This is a genomic window from Nocardioides sp. LS1, from assembly GCF_003865225.1.
Taxonomy (GTDB): domain Bacteria; phylum Actinomycetota; class Actinomycetes; order Propionibacteriales; family Nocardioidaceae; genus Nocardioides; species Nocardioides ginsengisegetis.
Genome location: NZ_BIFF01000006.1, coordinates 63,772 through 82,374 on the forward strand (window position 1 = coordinate 63,772; position 18,603 = coordinate 82,374).

Here is an 18,603-nt window from a genome sequence, read left to right on the forward strand (position 1 = left end):
TCCAGCAGCGCTCAGCGAGCGCCCATGAGCGCCCGCCGAGGGCTCAGTACGACGGCTGGCTCGGGTCGATCTGGTTGACCCAGGCCACGACGCCGCCACCGACGTGCACGGCGTCGCTGTAGCCGGCGCCCTTGACGATCGCGAGCGTCTCGGCCGAGCGCACACCCGTCTTGCAGTGCATGACGATCTGCTTGTCGCTGGGCAGCTTCTCCAGGGCGGAGCCGTTGAGGAAGTCGCCCTTGGGGATCAGCACGGAGCCCGGGATCTGGTTGATCTCGTACTCGTTGGGCTCGCGCACGTCGACCAGCACGAAGTCACGGGTGCCCTCGGACCGCTCCTTGAGCATGTGCTCGAGCTGGACGACCGAGATCGTCGACCCGGCGGCCGCCTCGGCGGCGTCGTCGGAGATCGCGCCGCAGAAGGTCTCGTAGTCGATGAGCCCGGTGACGGTCGCGTTGTCGCCGCAGAGCGCGCAGTTGGGGTCCTTGCGGACCTTGAGCTTGCGGTACTCCATCTCGAGGGCGTCGTAGATCATCAGCTTGCCGACGATCGGGTCGCCGATGCCGGTGATGACCTTGATCGCCTCGTTGACCTGGATCGAGCCGATGCTCGCGCACAGGACACCGAGCACGCCGCCCTCGGCGCAGCTGGGGACCATGCCCGGCGGCGGGGGCTCGGGGTAGAGGCAGCGGTAGCAGGGCGCGTCGACCGACTGGCCGTTCTCGTCCTCGGCGTGCGGCCAGAAGACCGACGCCTGGCCGTCGAAGCGGTAGATCGAGCCCCAGACGTAGGGGATCTTCAGGAAGTACGCCGCGTCGTTGACCATGTAGCGCGTGGCGAAGTTGTCGGTGCCGTCGACGATGAGGTCGTAGCCCTCGAAGACCTGCAGCACGTTGTCGTTGTCGAGGCGCTCGTTGTGCACCACGACGTCGACGTAGGGGTTGGCCTCACGGATCGAGTCGCGCGCCGACTCCGCCTTGGGCCGGCCGATGTCGGACTGGCCGTGGATGATCTGGCGCTGCAGGTTGGACTCGTCGACCTCGTCGAACTCCGCGATGCCGATCGTGCCGACACCGGCGGCCGCGAGGTAGAGCAGGGCCGGGCTGCCGAGGCCGCCGGCGCCGATCACGAGGACCTTCGCGTTCTTCAGGCGCTTCTGCCCGGTCATGCCCACGTCGGGGATGATCAGGTGGCGGCTGTAGCGGCGTACCTCGTCGATGGTCAGCTCGGCGGCCGGCTCCACGAGAGCGGGGAAGGACACTGCAGGCTCCTCGTTGGTTGCATGGGTGACTGGTGGGGAATCGGGTCGTGCGGAGGTTGCCCTCGCACAACGTCACCGGTCCCCTCCATGTTCCCCGGCCGCGGCGTCCCGCCACGCCCACGTCCCGTCATCCGGACGGACACAACTGGCGGGTAGGCTGCCTGTTCGCGGGTGCTACCGGCATCCGGGTCACCACATCGAGTCACCAGCCGTGGTCGAGGAGCATGAGTTGAGCGCAGGCCAGCACGACGCCACCGAGGCCCGGCCCCGGGGCGGCCGGATGCCCCGCCGCGAGCGCCGGGTGCAGCTGCTCGAGTCCGCCCTCGAGGTGTTCGTCGCGCAGGGCTTCCACGCCGCTGCCATGGACGACATCGCCGAGCGCGCGGGCGTCTCGAAGCCGGTGCTCTACCAGCACTTCCCGGGCAAGCTCGACCTCTACCTCGCGCTGCTCGACGCCTCGTGCGACACGATCATCGACAACTGCCGAGCGGCCCTGGAGTCCACCCACGACAACAAGCTGCGCGTCGCGGCGACCATGGAGGCGTTCTTCGAGTACGTCGCCGGCGACACCGGCGCGTTCCGCCTGGTCTTCGAGTCCGACCTGACCAACGAGCCGGCCGTGCGCGAGCAGGTCGAGCGGGTCACCACCGAGTGCGCGGCGATGATCGCCCACGTCATCCACGACGACACCGGGCTGCCCGACGAGGCGTCCCGCCTGCTCGCCGTGTCGCTGGTGGGAATGGCCCAGGTCAGCGCGCGGTTCTGGCTGACCGACGCCGGCGGCATCGGCAAGTCCGACGCGGCGGCCCTCGTCGCCGGCCTCGCCTGGCGCGGCATCCGGGGCTACCCGCTCGACCACTGAGCGCCGACCGCTCCCGCCACCCGCACCGTCCCTGCACGCACCCCTGACTGAACCCCTGACTGAGGAGGCCCCCCATGGAGGTCAAGATCGGCGTCCAGCACGCCCCCCGCGAACTCGTCTTCGAGACCGACGAGACGGCCGAGAACGTCGAGAAGCTCGTCACCGAGGCCGTCGCCTCCGGCGGCGTCCTCGCCATCACCGACAGCAAGCACCGCAAGGTGATGGTCTCCGCCTCGAAGATCGCCTACGTCGAGATCGGTGGCGGCGTCGCGGGCCAGGTCGGCTTCAGGAGCTAGTCGCTCCTAGGAGTCCAGCCCGAGCTCGGCCATCCGCTCGGCGTGCCGCTCGGTGATCCGGGCGAACATCCGCCCGATCGCGGCCAGGTCGAGCCCGGGCCGGTCCACGCCACCGGCGAGCAGCGCCGACAGCGCGTCGCGCTCGGCGGCCACCCGCTGGGCCTGGGTGAGGGCCTCCCCCATCAGCCGGCGGCCCCACAGGGCGAGACGGCCACCGAGCCGGTGGTCCGCGACGATGGCGGCCCGGACCCGGTCGACGACGAAGCGGGAGTGCCCGCCGTCCTCGAGCGTCGCGACCACGAGGTCGCGCGTCTCGGCATCCAGGTAGGCCGCGATCTCGCGGTAGAAGTCGTTGGCCATGCCGTCGCCGACGTACGCCTTGATCAGGCCCTCGAACCAGTCGGAGGGGGCCGTGTGCGCGTGGAAGAGGTCGATCGCGCTGCGGAACGGCGCCATCGCGGCGAAGGGGTCCGCGCCGAGGGACTCGAGCCGCTCCCGCAGCGGGGCGACGTGGGCGAACTCCGCGGTCGCCATGGTCACGATCGCGACCTTGTCCTCGAGCGTCGGGGCGAGCCTGGCGTCCTCGGCGAGGCGCTCGAAGGCCGAGATCTCTCCGTAGGCGATCGCGCCGAGCAGGTCGACGACGGCCTCGCGGTAGTCGGGGTCCTCGAAGGCCAGCGGGCCGTCGGGGTCGACGGTGCCGCCAGTCGATTCAGTCATGCACCGACCCTACCGATAGACTCGCCGTGATCGAGTGCCGCGCCCGCGCTCAGAACCAGTCCGACCGAGTGCGGTCATCTCGACCTGTATGTGCGCGGCAGACCCGCTGAGATACTCCGTGATCCCGAGTGATCGTTGCCTTCGAGTCCGCCGCATCCGAATCTTCCTCGGCTGAACCCGGCTGAACTCACGAAAGCGACCAAGACACTGACCACGTTCCGAGAGCTCGGGGTCCTCCCCGAGATTTGCGACGCGCTCGAGCGCGCCGGCATCACCACCCCCTTCGCCATCCAGGAGATGACCCTCTCCGTCGCCCTGCTGGGCACCGACCTGATCGGTCAGGCCCGCACCGGCACCGGCAAGACCCTCGCCTTCGGCATCCCGGTCCTGCAGCGCAGCATCGCGCCGCACGACCCGGCCTACGCCGACATGCCCCAGGGCAAGCCGCAGGCGCTGATCGTCGCCCCGACCCGCGAGCTCGCGCTCCAGGTCTCCAACGACCTCCACCTCGCCAGCAAGGACATGGGCCTACGCGTCCTCACCGTGTACGGCGGCGTCGGCTACGACACCCAGCTCGACACGCTCAAGGACGGCGTCGACATCGTCGTCGGCACGCCCGGCCGCCTGATCGACCTGGCCAACCGCCGCGCCCTGGACCTCTCCCACGTGCACGCGCTGGTCCTCGACGAGGCCGACGAGATGCTGGACCTCGGCTTCCTGCCCGACGTCCAGAAGCTGCTGTCGATGACCCCCGAGACCCGGCAGACGATGCTGTTCTCGGCCACCATGCCCTCCGCCATCGTCACGCTGGCCCGCACCCACATGCGGCACCCGATGAACATCCGCGCCGAGTCGTCGTACGACACCACGATGGTGCCGGCGACCGCGCAGTTCATCTACCAGGCCCACGACCTCGACAAGCCCGAGATCATCGGCCGCGTCCTGCAGGCCGAGGACGCCGGCAAGGTCATCGTCTTCACCCGCACCAAGCGCCAGTCGCAGCGGGTCGCCGACGACCTGTCCGAGCGCGGCTTCCTCGCCAGCCCGCTGCACGGCGACATGGCCCAGGTCGCCCGTGAGAAGGCCCTCGCGAAGTTCCGCGAGGACAAGATCCGCGTCCTGGTCGCCACCGACGTCGCCGCCCGCGGCATCGACGTCGCCGGCGTCTCGCACGTCATCAACTACACCTGCCCCGAGGACGACAAGACCTACGTCCACCGGATCGGCCGCACCGGCCGCGCCGGCGCGACGGGCACCGCGATCACCTTCGTCGACTGGGCGGACCTGCACCGCTGGAAGATGATCAACAAGACGCTCGACCTGCCCTTCGACGAGCCGCAGGAGACCTACTCGACCTCCGAGCACCTCTTCCACGACCAGGGCATCCCGCCGGGCACCAAGGGCCGCATCGTCGACGCCGCCCCGGTGGAGCGCAAGCCCCGCGAGGACCGTGGCGACCGCCCGGAGCGCTCCTCGGGTGACCGGCCGGCGCGCAACCGCAACCGCAGCCGGACCCGCTCGCGGTCCGGTGAGGTCGTCGCCGAGGCCGGCGCGGCCCCCGAGGCCAAGGCCGAGGCCACAACCGAGGGTGGCGAGCGCACCGGCGCCAGCCGCAACCGTCGCCGCCGTCGCTCCTCGGGCGGCACCGGCGGGTCGAGCGCTCCCGCCGCGGACAACGCCTGACCGTCCAGCACCCGACCCCGTCCCGGACTCGTCCGCGGCGGGGTCGTGCTGTGTCCGGGCCGCGTCGGGGCGTCAGGGGGTGACGACGACGGTGGTGCCGAGGGGCGCGAACTTCCACAGCGCGATCGCGTCGGCCCGGAGCTGGCGCACGCAGCCGTGCGACTGGGGGGTGCCGAGCTGGGCGGGGGTCTGCACGAGCTTGCCGTCGTCGATCGGGATGTCGTGGAAGCCGATCGCGGCGTTGTCGCCGTGGGCGAACCGGACGAAGTACTTCATCGTGCCGGAGTCGTCGATGCCCCACGCCTGCTCCGAGCGGGAGAAGACCTCGTAGGTGCCGGGGTCGAGGTTGTCGGTGAGGCTGCCGGAGACGAGGTAGGTGCGGACGACGTCGTGGCCGCCGTCGACCAGCCACACCCGCTGGCGGCTCTCGCTGAAGACCACGCGCTTGCCGGACCCCGAGTCCTGCGGCAGCGCGGTGTCGCGCAGCTGCCGCGCGTGCCGTGCGGTCTCGTCGGGCGCCGGCTTGCCGGTCGAGGTCACGCCGGGGTCCTGCGGGGTGACCTGCGCGGCCCGGGCGGCCTGGTGGGCGACCTCGAGGATCGCCCCGGAGGCCTGCGGGGCCCCGGCAGCGGACGGCAGCACGCCGACCCCGCCGAGCGCCGCCACGAAGGTGACCGACACCGAGGAGAACAGCACCGCGATCCGCCCGTAGCGCGGCCGGACCTGGTGCTGGTGTCGGCTCATCGGCTCAGGCCTTGGCCTTCTTCTTCGGCGCGGCCTTCTTGCGCGGCCGCTGGGAGCGGGCCACCAAGTTGGCGGCCACCTCCCGGTAGGCGACGGCCCCCTTGTTGCTGCGGCTGGTCGCGAGGATCGAGCGGCCGGCCGCGGGCGCCTCGGCGAACTTGATCGTCTTGGGGATCGGCGGCTCGATGACCTCGAGGTCGTAGGTCTCGCTGATCGTCTCCAGGACGGTGCGGGCGTGGTTGGTGCGGCCGTCGTACAGCGTCGGCAGCACGCCCCAGACCTCGAGCTTGCGGTTGGTGAAGCGGCGTACGTCGTGGACGGTGTCGAGCAGCTGGCCGACGCCGCGGTGCGAGAGCGTCTCGCACTGCAGCGGCACGAGCACGCCCTGGGCGGCGGTGAGCGCCGCGACCGTGAGCACGCCGAGGGAGGGCGGGCAGTCCAGCAGCACCCAGTCATAGGCGTTGCCGTCCTCGGCCAGCTCCTCCTCGAGGGACTCGAGGGCCGACTTGATGACGTGCTCGCGCCCGGTGCGGGTGAGCAGGTCGGACTCCGCGCGGGCGAGCTCGATCGTCGCCGGCAGGAGGTCGACGCCGTCGTCGGTCTCGATGATCACCTCGAGCGGGTCCAGGCCCTTGGTCAGCACGTGGTGCACCGACAGCTCGAGGTCCTCGGGGTCGATGCCGAGGCTGAAGGTCAGGCAGGCCTGGGGGTCGAGGTCGACCAGGAGGACCTTGTGGCCCATCTCGGCCAGGGCAGCCCCCAGGGAGGCCACCGTGGTGGTCTTGGCGACGCCGCCCTTCTGGTTGGCGATCGCGAGTGTCGTGGTCATTGGTGCATATCATGCCGGACCGGGTTGCCGAGAACGCGACGACACCTGTTTGCTGACACGCATGTCTTCGAACGCCTCCTCCCCCGCGACCGCCCTGATCACCGGAGCGACGGCCGGGATCGGCCACTCCTTCGCCGTCCAGCTGGCCCGCCGCGGCCACGACCTGGTCCTGGTCGCCCGCGACAAGGCCCGCCTGGAGGCCGTGGCCGGCGAGCTGCGGTCGACGTACGGCGTCGCGGTGGAGGTGCTCCCCGCCGACCTGGTCGACCGGGCCGAGCTCGCCACGGTCGAGGCCCGGCTCGCCGACCGGGACCGGCCGGTGGACCTGCTGGTCAACAACGCCGGCTTCGGCCTGAAGAAGCGCTTCCGCGACAACACCGTCGAGGAGGAGAACGCGATGCTCGACGTGCTGGTCACGGCCGTGCTGCGGCTGAGCCACGCGGCACTCGGGGCGATGTCCGAGCGCCGGCGCGGCGGCATCATCAACGTCTCGAGCGTGGCGGCCTTCCTGCCGCGCGGCAGCTACAGCGCGGCCAAGGCGTGGGTGAACTCCTTCAGCGAGTGGGCCCACAACGAGTACCGCGACGAGGGCATCACGGTCACCGCGCTCTGCCCGGGCTTCACCAAGACGGAGTTCCACGAGCGGATGGACGTCTCGCGCGGCTCGGCCCCCGACTTCATGTGGCTCGACGCCGACGAGCTGGTCGAGGCGGCGCTCGACGACCACGCCAAAGGGCGCGCCTACTCCATCCCGAGCGCGCAGTACAAGGTCATCGCGACCGCGGCCCGGCTGGTGCCCAACCGGCTGCTGCAGCGGTTCCAGACCCTCGGCCGCAAGTAGCGCGAACCCCACCCGCCTCAGCCGTCACACCGACCGGGCACTGCCGGACGTTCTGGAGGGTTGCAACCCTCCAGAACGTCCGGGATCACCGGTCAACCGGCGATCCCGACCGCCGACCCCCGGTCACCGATGACCCGTGAACTGCACCACCTGCTGGAAGGTCGGGCGGTTCTGCCAGTCGATCCGGCGTACGCCGACGACGCCACCGGAGACCGACACGATGTCGTCGAGCGACTTGTCGTAGGTCAGGTCGGCGACCGACGAGACGCCCTGGGTGTCCAGCGCGGCCTGCACGGCCCGGTGCAGCGAGGCGCGCAGGGCGGTCCGGCACTGCGCGAGGGTGCCGCAGTAGCTGCGTGAGTAGTCGCCGCGGACGGGCAGGCCGAGGGTGGCGCGCAGGTCCTTGTTGAGGTAGCCGTACCAGCTGATGCCGTTGAACGCCGACCCGATGCGCTCGCGCGGGTGGTCGTCGAGCGGTTCGGGGAGGGCGTCGACGTAGGCACCGAGGCCGTGGCGCAGCGCGTCTTTCGGCAACGCGAAGCCGCAGTCGGGCGAGCAGGAGGCCCCGATGTCGTCGGGGTTCCACCACGTGTCGAAGACGTCGATCGCGGCCTGGTGGTCGTAACCACCGGCGCGGTCACGGTCGACCCGGTGCGCTCCCCCGGCGACCCAGGCGCGCATCGCCCGCACCGCCGCGGCGTCCTGCGGGTCGTCGGGCGTGCCGAGCACCTTGAGCACGTAGGGCAGGACATAGGCGCCACGCAGGTCGACGGTCGCGGAGTCGATCATCGCGCCGACCAGGTCGCTCCGGCGTACGGGCTTGCCGGCCTTGAGCAGCGCCTTGACCCGGTCGATGAGCGTCAGCGCGCGGTAGACCGGACCGTCGCCCCAGATCTGGGAGGATGAGGAGAAGCCGGGTGCGAGCTTGTTGTTCCAGTTGGCGAGGTAGCCCTGCGCCGGGTTGACCACGTGCGGGTGGGCCGCGAACGGCTCATAGCCCCGCCAGTCGTAGCGCGGCGAGCCCCAGCGCGGCAGGTCGAGGTCGGTGCCCGGCGCCCGCTTCGGGAGCCGCGCCGAGGAGTAGTAGGCGATGTCGCGGTCGTCGACGTAGAACCAGTTGAAGGTGTACTGGATCCCCGAGGCGGCCTTCATGAAGCTCTGCGCGTCGCGCACCCGCGAGGGGTCGTCGAGGTGGATGAACCCCAGCACGGAGTCCGCCTCGTGCATGTACGTCGACCGCTGCCGCACGATCGCCACCGGCTTGCCGTCCAGCGTGGTGCGGAGCCTGACGATGCCGTGGTCGGTGCGCAGCACCAGGAAGGAGACCTGCTGCGGCGACCCCTGCGCGGCCAGCGAGGGCAGCCCGGTCTCGGTGTGCTCGTAGTTGACCATCGGGCGGCACTTCCCGCGCGAGACGTAGCCCGTCGAGTCGACGGTCGGCCTGCTGCCGTCGACGTTGCACAGCCGCTGGACCACGGTGTCGGTGATGTCGGTGTAGGGCGAGGTGGCCGACCAGGCGTAGTCGACGCCGCGGCCGATCTCGACCACGAAGTTGGTGCCGGCGAAGGCGACCCCGCGCGCCCGGGTGTGGGGGCCGTGCAGCTCCTCCTCCATCAGCAGCTGCGGGGCGTAGTAGCCGGTCTGCGGGCCGAAGACCGCCGTCGGGTGATGGCCGGCCGAGTGCGCCGCGTCGACGATGAGCGCGTTGCTCATCCCGACCAGCTCGCCCTCCATCGCCCGCTCGAGGCTGCCGTGGATCTGGTGGGCCTCCGCGGCCGGGTCGACGCCGTAGGTCTGCATCAGGTGCTGGTGGGCCGGGGTCGGCTTCGGGTCGGTGGTGCTGGCGTTGCCCTGGTTGCCGGCCGCGCCGGGCGGCGGCTCGGACAGCGACCCGTCTGGGTTGACGATCGCGCCGGTGCCGAGCTGCTGGGCCTTCGGGTGCAGGTCGGGCAGCGCCACGCCGGGCAGCCCCGGCCGCACGCCGCCGCTCCCGCCGTACGGCGCCCGCACCGGCGAGGTCACCGGCGCCTCCGGGTCGTTCTTCTCGCGGAGGTCGTCGTACATCCGGCGGCCGGCGGCGTCGCCGTACTTCTCCTGGAGCTGCTGGAGCCAGATCGCGTTGGTGTACTGCCCGCCGCCGCCGGTGCCGAAGATGCCGCCGACGAGGGAGGCGATCGAGACGATGTCGGCGCGCGTGTAGGGCGCCGGCGGGCGCTGCAGCGCGGCGTACTCCACCGGGCAGTGCTCGCCGTAGCCCATGCCGAGCGCGCCCGGCAGCGGCACGCTGGCGGTGCTCGCGGGGCAGAGCGTGTCCTGCTCGGCGTTCATGCCGGCGATGTAGGCGTCGAGGGCGTGCACCAGCCGGGCCGCCTCGGGCGAGCGCTTGACGAGGTTGGAGATCTGGCGCTCCAGCTGGGCGGGGCGGTACGGCGCCACCGCGAGCTGGGCGGCGTCCTGGGCGATGTCGGCGTCGGTGGGGCCGACGAACTGCGCCATGGTGGCCGCGCCGGTGTGGCGCAGCACGTCGGTGAGGAACATCCGGGTCTCGATGTTGGCGACGCCCGCGCCGTAGGCGAGGTCGGCGTCGGTCTTCCCGGTGATGTGCGGGACGCCGTCCTTGTCCCAGCGGATCGTGACGCCGGGCCGCGGAGTCTCGGTGCGGACCACGTCGTCCGGGTCGACGCCGAGTCGCGCGTCCTTGAAGTAGAGCGGCAGCTTCGCGTCGGTCAGGCCCGCCGGGTCGGTGGCGTTGAGGGCGTCGTACTGCTCGAGCTGGTCGGCGAAGTGCGGTGGGTTGGTCGGCGTGGCAGTCGTGAAGAACGCCTGCGGGTTGGCCAGCCCGGACAGCAGCGAGGTCGGGTCGCCGCCAGCCTGCCCGGGCCCGAGCGAGGCCAGGGTCTGGGCGTCGACGTTGCCATCGGCGCCGGGCGGCAGGATGTTGAGGACGGTGCCGTAGTCGGGCGCCGGGGCATGTCGGGCCGCGGGCTCACTGACGGTGGACGCCGAGGTGGGCGCGCCGATCAGGCAAGCGGCCGTGGCGGCGCTGAGCAGGGAGCTGAGGACGACGAGGGACCGGCGCATGCGGAGTTCTTCGCCGCGTCCGCGGCATTTCCTTCCACTGGCCGGGAGGAAATCCACGGCCGCCGGCGAAGGAGTCCCCATGCGCCGCATCCTCGCCACCGTCGCCGTCGCCGCACTGGCGGTCGCCTCCCCCGCCGCGTCCGCGCCGACGGTCCCGGCCGTGCCGATCCCGCAGGATCCCGGCGCCTCCAGCGTCGTGCCGTTCCTCGGGGCGCCCCGGCCCGCGCACCCGGTCGCCGGCGCCCGCTTCGCGCCCCGCCATCCCCACATGGCGCGCAACGACCGCAGCAACCTGCACGACGACGCCTACCAGTCCGACGCCGGCTGGACGCCCGGCCCGCTGGGCCACGACCCGAGCGTCACCTCGACGCTGTTCACCCAGGAGTGCGCGTCGGTGACCTTCGACGCGCGCGGCCGGCTGCTGACCGTCTGCGTCGGGCTCGCCACCGTCGACCTGCGGCTCCTGGACCCCGACACCCTCGACGTCATCGCCGACTACCCGCTGCCGCCGCGGCCGGCATCGTCGGCCGAGCACCCGTTCACGGCCTTCGGCGGGGGCGGCTACTTCTACCTCGACGACCGGGACCGGGTCGTCGTACCGACCTCGGACGGCACCATCGACGTGATCGAGGAGACCGGCGACCCCGACTCCCCCACGCTCGCGCTGGCGAAGCAGTACGACGTGTCCGCGCAGGTCGGCGACTCCCTCATCCTCTCCGCCCTGCCCGACTGGGCGGGCCGGATCTGGTACGTCACCGGCTCCGGGGTGGTCGGCGTGATCGACCCCGACTCCGGCGCGACCCGGGCCCGGCAGTTGCCCGGCGAGACGATCGGCAACTCGATCGCCGTCGACGAGACCGGCGGCGTGTTCGTCGTGTCGGACAAGGCGCTCTACCGCTTCGAGGCCCGCCGCGGCACCACGTCGCCGACGCCGCACGTCACCTGGCGCAAGCCGTACGACGCCGGCCACCGCCAGAAGCCCGGCCAGAGCCAGGTCGGGTCGGGCACCACGCCGACGCTCGTCCGGCGCGACGGCCACCGCTTCGTGGCCATCACCGACAACGCCGACCCCCGGATGCACGTGCTGGTCTTCCGCGCCGGGCCGCGCGACACCGGCCCCCGGCCGGTCTGCTCGGTCCCGGTCTTCCCGCGGCACCGGGGCGACACCGACAACTCCCTCATCGCGATCGGCGACGCGATCGTTGTCGAGAACAACTACGGCTACACCGGCCCGGAGCAGAACCCGCCCTCCGGCGACCCCGCCCGCAACACCCCCACCACCGTGCCGGGCGTGACCCGGATCGACGTCGACTACGCGCGCGGCACCTGCCGCAAGCGCTGGACCAACGACGAGGTCCGGGTGCCCTCCAGCGTCAGCAAGGCCTCGGCCGCGACCGGGCTGGTCTACGTCTACGAGCACCCGGCCGCCGACGAGGTGCAGTACGTCGACGGCGAGCCCGCGGCCGGCGGCGAGGACCCGTGGTACCTCACCGCCCTGGACCTGCGCACCGGCCGGCGCGTCTGGTCGCGCTTCACGGGCGTGGGCCTCGGCTACAACAACAACTACGCGCCGATCACGCTCGGCCCCGACGGGACGGCGTACGTCGGGGTGCTGGGCGGGCTGGTCGCCGTCCGCGACACGCCCTGACCAAACCTGACAGCGCGTCACCTTTTCCCGACGGCCTCGTTGGGCCGGTGTGCCGCGCCCCGAGACCGACGAGGAGCTCGCCGCCCGCGCCCAGGCCGGTGACGAGCCGGCGCTCGACGCCCTGCTGCGGCGCCACGAGACGCTGGCCCGACGCCGGGCCCGCGCCTACTTCCTCATCGGGGCCGACCACGACGACCTGGTGCAGGAGGCGATGATCGGGCTCTTCCAGGCCGTCCGCGACTTCGACCCGGGGGCGGGTGCGTCCTTCCGCGCCTTCGCGGAGGTCTGCGTGGGGCGCCAGGTCGTCAGCGCCGTCCGCGCCGCGACCCGGCACAAGCACGCGGCGCTCAACGCCTACGTCCCCCTGCACGCCCCCACGGGCGACGACGACCGCACGCTCGGGGAGACGCTGCCGGCCCCGGCGCTGGCCGACCCGGCCGAGCACGTCGTCGCGACCGAGGGGCTGCACGACCTGCGCCGGCAGGTCCGCGGCCTGCTCTCCGACCTCGAGGTCGAGGTGTTGCGCCTCCAGCTCGACGGCGTCGGCTACCGCGACATCGCGGGCCGGCTCGACCGCGGCGCGAAGACGGTCGACAACGCGCTCCAGCGGATCCGCCGCAAGGTGAGTGGGCACTTGCAGGCACTCTCGGTCGCGTGAGCGGGCACTTGCAGGCACTCTCGGGGGCCTGAGCGGGCGATCCGTGCAGCGCGAGCGCCCTGTCACGCCCCTGAGAGTGCCCCCAACAGCCCTCTCACGTGCTCAGCCCTGGCCGGCGATGAACGCGCGGACCGCGTCGGCCACGAGCTGGACCGCGATCGCGGACAGCAGCAGACCCGCGATCCGGGTCACCAGCAGGACGCCGCTCTCGCGGATCAACCGCAGGATCGGCAACGAGTAGCGCATCGCCGCCCACAGGCAGACGTGCACCAGCACGACACCGAGGGCGACGGCGGCGAAGTCGGGGAACGAGTGGACCTGCCGGGAGAAGACCATCGTGGCCACGATCGCGCCCGGGCCGGCCAGCAGCGGCGTGCCGAGCGGGACCAGGGCGACGTTGGTGCCGACCGCGGCCGTGGGCTCCTGCTCGTTGCCGGTCAGCAGCTCGAGCGCGACCAGGAGCAGCAGCAGGCCGCCGGCGCACTGCAGCGCGGGCAGCGAGATGCCGAGGTACTCCAGGATCTGCTGGCCGAAGAACGCGAAGACCGCGATGACGAAGAAGGACACGGCCACGGCCTGCCAGGCCGCGCGGCGCGAGACGGCCGTCGAGCGCCCGGCGGTCAGCGACAGGAAGATCGGCACGGTGCCGACCGGGTCCATGATGACGAACAGCGTCACGAAGACCTCGGTGAGCAGGACGCCGTCGACGATGCCGTTCACAGGTTGTTCTCCCGGTTGATCACGAGGGGGGCGGTGCGGGACGAGGCGGCCGCGGCCGCGTCGATGCGGGTGAGGAGGGCGGCGTACTGCTCGGGGTCGGTGGTGTTGCAGCCGAGCTCGTGGTCGACCTTCCCGGCGCCGTGGTGGTCGCTCGACCCGGTCGCGACCAGGCCGAGGTTGCGGGCGATGGCGCGCAGCTTGTCGCGGCTGCGCGGCCCGTGGTCCTGGTGGTCGACCTCGATGCCTGCGAGGCCCAGCGCGGCGAGCTCGGCGAGGGCCGCCTCGTCGGGGCGCTCCTGGCCGTGCCGGCCCCACGGGTGGGCGATGACGGTGACGCCCCCGGCCTCGGCGACCACGCGGATCATCGTGCGCAGCGGCGAGGCGTAGCGGTTGGCGTGGGCGGGGCGGCCGCGGTCCAGGAAGCGGGCGAAGGCCTCGTCGCGGTCGGCAACCACGCCGAGGGTGACCAGCGCGTCGGCGACGTGGGGGCGGCCGGCGGCCGCGGAGTGGCCCGAGGCACGGCGTACGTCGTCCTCGGTGATGTCGATGTCGAGCGACCGCAGCCGGGCGACCATGGCCGGCACGCGGGAGCTCCGGCCCTCGAGGACCTGGTCGAGCTCGCTGACGAGCTCGGGGTGCGTCGGGTCGGGAAGGTAGGCCAGCAGGTGCACCCCGTGGCCGTCGTGGCGGGTGCTGATCTCCATGCCGCGCACCAGCTGGAGGCCGGTCCGCTCGGCCGCGGCGGACGCGGCGGCCCAGCCCTCGGCACTGTCGTGGTCGGTGATGCCGAGCACGTCGATGCCGGCCGCCACCGCCGCGTGCACGAGCTCCTCCGGCGACTGCGTGCCGTCGCTGGCCCGCGAGTGGGTGTGGAGGTCGATGCGCACCCGAGAACTCTAGATCCGGAGGGGTTCCGCCCCCGATTCCACGAGGACTGCCAGACTCCGTGCATGAGCGCCGGATGGGGTCGGGTCGAACGGCCCGACGCGGAGATCTGGTACTACGACACGGCCGAGGACAAGCCGATCATCGTGCTGTTGCACGGGCTGGCGGGCTACGCGCGCGAGTGGGGCGCCACGATCGAGGCGCTGCGCGACGAGTGGTGCGTCGTGTCGGTCGAGCAGCGCGGCCACGGCAGCAGCACCCGACGGCCCGACGACGTCAGCCGGGCGGCGTACGTCGAGGACGTGGTCGCGGTCCTGGACCACCTCGACGTCGACACCGTGCCGGTCGTCGGGCAGTCGATGGGTGCCCACACGGCCATGCTGCTCGCGGCCGCGCACCCCGAGCGGGTGGACCGGCTGGTCATGGTCGAGGGCGGCCTCGGGGGCGACTCCCCCGCCGCCACCTCGTCGGTGGGCGACTGGCTGGCGTCCTGGCCGGTGCCGTTCGCCGACCGCGACGAGTTCCTGGCGTTCTTCAAGACCACCCGGATGGTCGCCGAGGTCTGGGCCGACGGGCTCGACGAGCGGGCGGACGGGTTGTGGCCCCAATGGGACCCGGTCACCCTGACCCGCGCGCTGACCCACGTGCACGAGCGGGAGCACCTCGAGGAGTGGTCGCAGGTGCACGCCCCGACACTGCTGGTGCGGGGCGAGCACGGCTCGCTGCCGGACCGGCAGGTCGAGAGCATGTGCGCGCTGCGTCCCGAGACCGAGGTGGCCGTGATCGCCGGCGCCGGGCACGACGTGCACCTCGAGGCCGTGGAGCCGTGGCTGCGGGTGCTCACCCGCTTCCTCGACCCGGGGGACACCGAGGACTGAGCGGCTTCACCACAGGGGCGCCGGGCCCCCGAACGGCATCTCCAGCAGGGGCGGCCCCAGCCCCGACACGTCCCGCAGGATCCAGTCGTCCTGCAGCAGCAGCACCGCCGAGGCCGGCCGCAGCACGATCCAGAGCCACCGGCCGGCGGCCTCGCCGGCGACGACCGACCGGTCGAACTCGCCGCCCGCCGTGCTGATCGAGACCGGCCACAGCGGCACCACCTGGTTGTCGATGCGCACCTTCACCGACGGCGGGCCGTCGGCGATGTCGGCCCCCGGGTCGTCGTGCACCGTCCCGGCGGCGCGGGAGCCCAGGCCGGTCCCGGCCTCCTCGGCCACCACGATCATCTCGACCGGACCGTCGAGCTCGCTGGTGCCGCAGGTGACCGTGAGCGTCGCCGCCGTCCGGTCCGGCCCGTCGCCCACGACCGCGAAGTCGCTGACCGTCCAGCCCGGGCTCATCGGCCACGGCAGGTAGGTCGGAAACGACGGCGAGGCGCGCAGGTGGTCGGCGAAGGCGTCGTACGACGCTTCCGGGGGGCGCCAGAGCGGCGAGATCAGGCCGTGGTCCGGGCAGGACCAGCCGACGCCCTCCCCCCCGTGGGCCACGGGGGTCGAGCAACGCGGGCAGCCGGGCGCGAGCGCCATGCGTCCACGGTCCAAGTGCTGCAACGAAACGTCAAGAGTTCCAGCGCAGCACCACGGGCGACTCCCGCTCGAAGCCGAGCACCGACACGGTCGCGGTGTCGAGGCGGAAGAGTCGCCCGTCGGAGACCGGCAGGCCCAGCCAGCGCGCCGTCAGGGCCCGCAGCGCGTGGCCGTGGGCGAACAGCAGCACCGGGCCGGTCGCCGCTCGGGCCCGCGCGACGACCCGGTCGAGGCGCGCCGCGACGTGCTCCGCGCTCTCGCCGCCCGGGCAGGTCCCGGTCCAGATCGTCCAGCCCGGCACCGTCCGGCGGATCTCCTCGGTCGTCACGCCCTCGTAGTCGCCGTAGTCCCACTCCACCAGGTCCTCGTCGACCTCGGCGTCCCCGTGCCCCGCGAGCTCCGCGGTCACCCGCGCCCGCTGACGGGGACTGGTCAGCGTGAGCGTGAACGGTACGTCGGCCAGCCGCGCCGCCAGCCCCCGCGCGACCTCCTCGCCCTCGGGCAGCAGGGGCAGGTCCGTCGTCGAGGTGTGCCGCCCCGAGCGGCTCCACTCGGTCTCGCCGTGCCGGACCAGCCAGACGGCGTCGTCGCCGAAGATGTCGACCATGCCGCGAGCCTAGGGGTGCTGCCGGGCCGATGGGTGCGCCCCACAACGTCGGAATCACCGGTTAACCGGTGATTCCGACCGCCGGAGTGCGCACGATCATCACCGAGACCCCCGAAATGATGATCCTGCGCACGTAGGAACCCAGACCCAGCAGTTGCGCAGACTCGACCTAGTCGTCGGCGAGCACGACCACGCGGTCGCCCGGCTGCACGCGGAACACGTCGGACTTGGCGGGGTTGACCTTCACCCCGAAGTCCGTGCCCGGGTCGGAGGCCAGCGACATCGAGCGGTAGCCGATCGCGGTCTCGTTGCGGCGTACGGCACCGGCGACGATGGTGGCGAAGGTGACCTCGTGGCCGGGCTGGACGTACCACTCGGCGGGGCGCAGGTAGATCTCGCTGCCCTCGTTGCCGAGCAGCTCGCTGAACACCGACTCCAGGCGCTGGTCCTCGGAGAGCTGGGTGACCAGGAGGCTGACGATCTCGCCGCTGACGACGACGTCGTCGACGTGCGCGACCTGGGCCAGCACGCGGTTGCGGTCGTCGAGCATCTCGCTGACGACCGGCGTGAACGTCTCGAACTTTCCGAGGATGTCGCGCACGTGCAGCAGCGTCACGAGGGTCCGGGCGTCGGCGGCCTGGACCCCGAGGTCGTCGGAGTAGCAGAGCACGATGACCTGGTCGAGGCCCTCGACGACGTGCTGGGCGAGCGTCGCCCGGTCGGTGGTCTGGCCGTGCACGACGTGGACGTGGAGGTTGCGCAGCTCGGGGATCTCCGGGTTGCCCAGAGCGGTCAGCAGGGTGAGGGTCGACCCGGCGGGCGCGTAGTGGTCGAGCTCGCGCAGCACGATCGGGGCGCGCTCGTTCCAGCCGATCAGCAAGGCGCTCGTGGGGTGCTCGTCGCGGCCCTCCTCGGTGCCGAGCAGCGCGAGGTCGGGCTGGGCGAGCGAGGACGCCTGGCCCTCGAGCGCGGAGTCGTCCTCGGCCACCACGATCAGCGTCTGGCGGTCGATGAGGGTGTCGGGGTGCGGGTTCAGCTTGGCGACGCCGCCGTCGATCATGCCGATGATCGAGGCGTTCTCGAAGGCCAGCTGCGCCGAGCCGTACGTCGATCCCGCGAGGTCGTGCTCGTCCAGGAAGTAGATCTCGTCCCCGTCGTAGTCGAACAGCTCGACGTAGACCGCGGCCGCGCCCGACTGCCGCGACGTCTGGACGACCAGCTTGGCGACCGTCTCCCGGATGTCGAGCAGGACCGTGCGGTCGGCACCGACGAGCCGCGCGGCCTCGAGGTTGCGGGGGTTGCGGATCTCGGCGACGATCCGCGGCCCCTCCGGCCCGGCGTGCGTCAGCGCGAGCAGGGTCTTGATGACCTCGGCGTCCGGGTCCTCGGACTCCGGCGCCAGCAGGATCACCGAGCGGGCCGTGGTGTGGCTGCTCAGGGCGAGGTCGTCGATGTCCATCGGCGAGCCGGACCGGCAGATGATCCGGGTGCCGCGGAGGTCGGGGACCTTGGCCGCGATCTCGTCCTCCATCTCGACCTTGTCGCGGTCGGCGAGGACGACGATCACCGGCTTCCGCCGGCTCTCGTTGGCCAGCGTGAGCTCGCGGATGATCGTGAAGACCGAGTCCGACCAGCCGAGGACGACCGTGTGGTCCTGCTCGAGGACGATCGAGCGGCCGCGCCGCAGGTCGGCGAGCTTGGCGTCGATGCCGGTGGCGATCACACCGATCAGCGCGCTGACGATGAAGAGCCCGCCGAGGGTGAGCAGCAGCATCCACAGCAGGAACGGCCAGGACCCGACGTCGCCGCCGATGTAGCCGGGGTCGAGCGCGTGCAGCAGGCTGTAGAAGAGCTCGTGGAAGAACCCGTTGCCGGTCACGTCGGTCGACCGGAGCCGGAAGATCGTGGTCAGGACGGTGAACACGAGGATCAGCACCAGGGTGATCACCGAGAGCCAGGCGATCAGCGCGGGCGTGCCCTTGGCCATCGAGTTGTCGAACCAGTAGCGGGCCCGGTCCCCGAAGCGGTGCTCGGCTGGAGCCACCTTCGCCGCGGCAGGCTTCGTGGAGGTGGTGCCGCCCTCCGCCATCGCCCTCGTGGTCCGCTGTCGCAGCTGCTGGCCGGTGCGCGCCATCCGTCCTCCTTGTGAACGTGACGGACCACGAGCGGTCCGAGGAGAATCGTCGCGCACGGGCGCCTCGCCGACACGCCTTTTGACCACACACGCAGGGTCCCGCTGACA

At 72.0% G+C, this 18,603-nt stretch carries 17 protein-coding genes; 7 read left to right on the forward strand and 10 right to left on the reverse strand.

All coding sequences use genetic code 11. The features are described 5' to 3' along the window. Positions 1-43: 43 nt before the first annotated feature. Positions 44-1,261, reverse strand: a complete 1,218-nt coding sequence (moeZ, locus tag EJF31_RS17840; protein WP_125038529.1) for an adenylyltransferase/sulfurtransferase MoeZ — start codon at positions 1,259-1,261, stop codon at positions 44-46. A gap of 229 nt (positions 1,262-1,490) precedes the next feature. Between moeZ and EJF31_RS17845 the strand changes: the two genes are divergently transcribed. Beyond that, positions 1,491-2,123 (forward strand): TetR/AcrR family transcriptional regulator, encoded by a 633-nt coding sequence (locus EJF31_RS17845; RefSeq protein WP_373994733.1) that lies wholly within the window; start codon positions 1,491-1,493, stop codon positions 2,121-2,123. A 74-nt stretch (positions 2,124-2,197) separates the two neighbouring features. Further along, complete coding sequence (locus EJF31_RS17850) at positions 2,198-2,419, forward strand: DUF3107 domain-containing protein (protein ID WP_125038530.1); 222 nt, start codon at positions 2,198-2,200, stop codon at positions 2,417-2,419. Between the two features lie 6 nt (positions 2,420-2,425). Here EJF31_RS17850 and EJF31_RS17855 read toward each other — a convergent pair whose 3' ends face one another. Then, positions 2,426-3,139: a ferritin-like fold-containing protein gene (locus EJF31_RS17855; RefSeq protein ID WP_125038531.1), complete on the reverse strand. Its 714-nt coding sequence runs from the start codon at positions 3,137-3,139 to the stop codon at positions 2,426-2,428. 297 nt (positions 3,140-3,436) lie between these two features. Here EJF31_RS17855 and EJF31_RS17860 point away from each other — a divergent pair, with 297 nt between their 5' ends. Continuing rightward, positions 3,437-4,822, forward strand: a complete 1,386-nt coding sequence (locus EJF31_RS17860) for a DEAD/DEAH box helicase (protein ID WP_260430943.1) — start codon at positions 3,437-3,439, stop codon at positions 4,820-4,822. Between the two features lie 72 nt (positions 4,823-4,894). On the opposite strand, the gene EJF31_RS17865 is transcribed toward EJF31_RS17860, so the two are convergent. After that, complete coding sequence (locus tag EJF31_RS17865) at positions 4,895-5,566, reverse strand: L,D-transpeptidase family protein (RefSeq protein WP_125038532.1); 672 nt, start codon at positions 5,564-5,566, stop codon at positions 4,895-4,897. Positions 5,567-5,570: 4 nt separating this feature from the next. Further along, on the reverse strand, positions 5,571-6,395 hold the full coding sequence (locus EJF31_RS17870) for a ParA family protein (protein WP_125038533.1): 825 nt from the start codon (positions 6,393-6,395) through the stop codon (positions 5,571-5,573). 61 nt (positions 6,396-6,456) lie between these two features. Between EJF31_RS17870 and EJF31_RS17875 the strand changes: the two genes are divergently transcribed. Next, positions 6,457-7,236 carry an SDR family oxidoreductase gene (locus EJF31_RS17875; protein WP_125038534.1) on the forward strand — a complete coding sequence of 260 codons (780 nt, stop codon included), beginning with the start codon at positions 6,457-6,459 and terminating at the stop codon, positions 7,234-7,236. Between the two features lie 123 nt (positions 7,237-7,359). Here the strand turns inward: EJF31_RS17875 and EJF31_RS17880 are convergent, their stop codons facing one another. Continuing rightward, entirely contained in the window at positions 7,360-10,317 is a 2,958-nt protein-coding gene (locus EJF31_RS17880) for a penicillin acylase family protein (protein WP_125038535.1), read from the reverse strand. Between the two features lie 79 nt (positions 10,318-10,396). Between EJF31_RS17880 and EJF31_RS17885 the strand changes: the two genes are divergently transcribed. Together EJF31_RS17885 and EJF31_RS17890 are read left to right on the forward strand one after the other, a co-directional pair. Next, positions 10,397-11,965 carry a hypothetical protein gene (locus tag EJF31_RS17885; protein WP_125038536.1) on the forward strand — a complete coding sequence of 523 codons (1,569 nt, stop codon included), beginning with the start codon at positions 10,397-10,399 and terminating at the stop codon, positions 11,963-11,965. 49 nt (positions 11,966-12,014) lie between these two features. Continuing rightward, complete coding sequence (locus EJF31_RS17890) at positions 12,015-12,623, forward strand: sigma-70 family RNA polymerase sigma factor (protein ID WP_125038537.1); 609 nt, start codon at positions 12,015-12,017, stop codon at positions 12,621-12,623. A gap of 102 nt (positions 12,624-12,725) precedes the next feature. Here EJF31_RS17890 and EJF31_RS17895 read toward each other — a convergent pair whose 3' ends face one another. Both EJF31_RS17895 and EJF31_RS17900 read right to left on the reverse strand, forming a co-directional pair. Further along, the gene (locus tag EJF31_RS17895; protein ID WP_373994734.1) at positions 12,726-13,334 is read right to left on the reverse strand and encodes a MarC family protein; all 609 of its coding nucleotides are present in this window, start codon (positions 13,332-13,334) and stop codon (positions 12,726-12,728) included. A 5-nt stretch (positions 13,335-13,339) separates the two neighbouring features. After that, positions 13,340-14,230, reverse strand: a complete 891-nt coding sequence (locus tag EJF31_RS17900; protein WP_125038539.1) for a PHP domain-containing protein — start codon at positions 14,228-14,230, stop codon at positions 13,340-13,342. A gap of 63 nt (positions 14,231-14,293) precedes the next feature. Between EJF31_RS17900 and EJF31_RS17905 the strand changes: the two genes are divergently transcribed. Further along, positions 14,294-15,106 (forward strand): alpha/beta fold hydrolase, encoded by an 813-nt coding sequence (locus EJF31_RS17905; protein WP_125038540.1) that lies wholly within the window; start codon positions 14,294-14,296, stop codon positions 15,104-15,106. A gap of 6 nt (positions 15,107-15,112) precedes the next feature. Here EJF31_RS17905 and EJF31_RS17910 read toward each other — a convergent pair whose 3' ends face one another. From EJF31_RS17910 to EJF31_RS17920, 3 genes are all read right to left on the reverse strand, one after another. Next, a complete protein-coding gene (locus tag EJF31_RS17910) occupies positions 15,113-15,754 on the reverse strand; it encodes a DUF6758 family protein (RefSeq protein WP_125038541.1) in 642 nt (213 codons plus the stop codon). Positions 15,755-15,785: 31 nt separating this feature from the next. Then, the gene (locus EJF31_RS17915) at positions 15,786-16,361 is read right to left on the reverse strand and encodes a histidine phosphatase family protein (RefSeq protein ID WP_125038542.1); all 576 of its coding nucleotides are present in this window, start codon (positions 16,359-16,361) and stop codon (positions 15,786-15,788) included. Positions 16,362-16,530: 169 nt separating this feature from the next. Then, positions 16,531-18,495 carry an NAD-binding protein gene (locus tag EJF31_RS17920; protein ID WP_185736340.1) on the reverse strand — a complete coding sequence of 655 codons (1,965 nt, stop codon included), beginning with the start codon at positions 18,493-18,495 and terminating at the stop codon, positions 16,531-16,533. Positions 18,496-18,603: the final 108 nt, after the last annotated feature.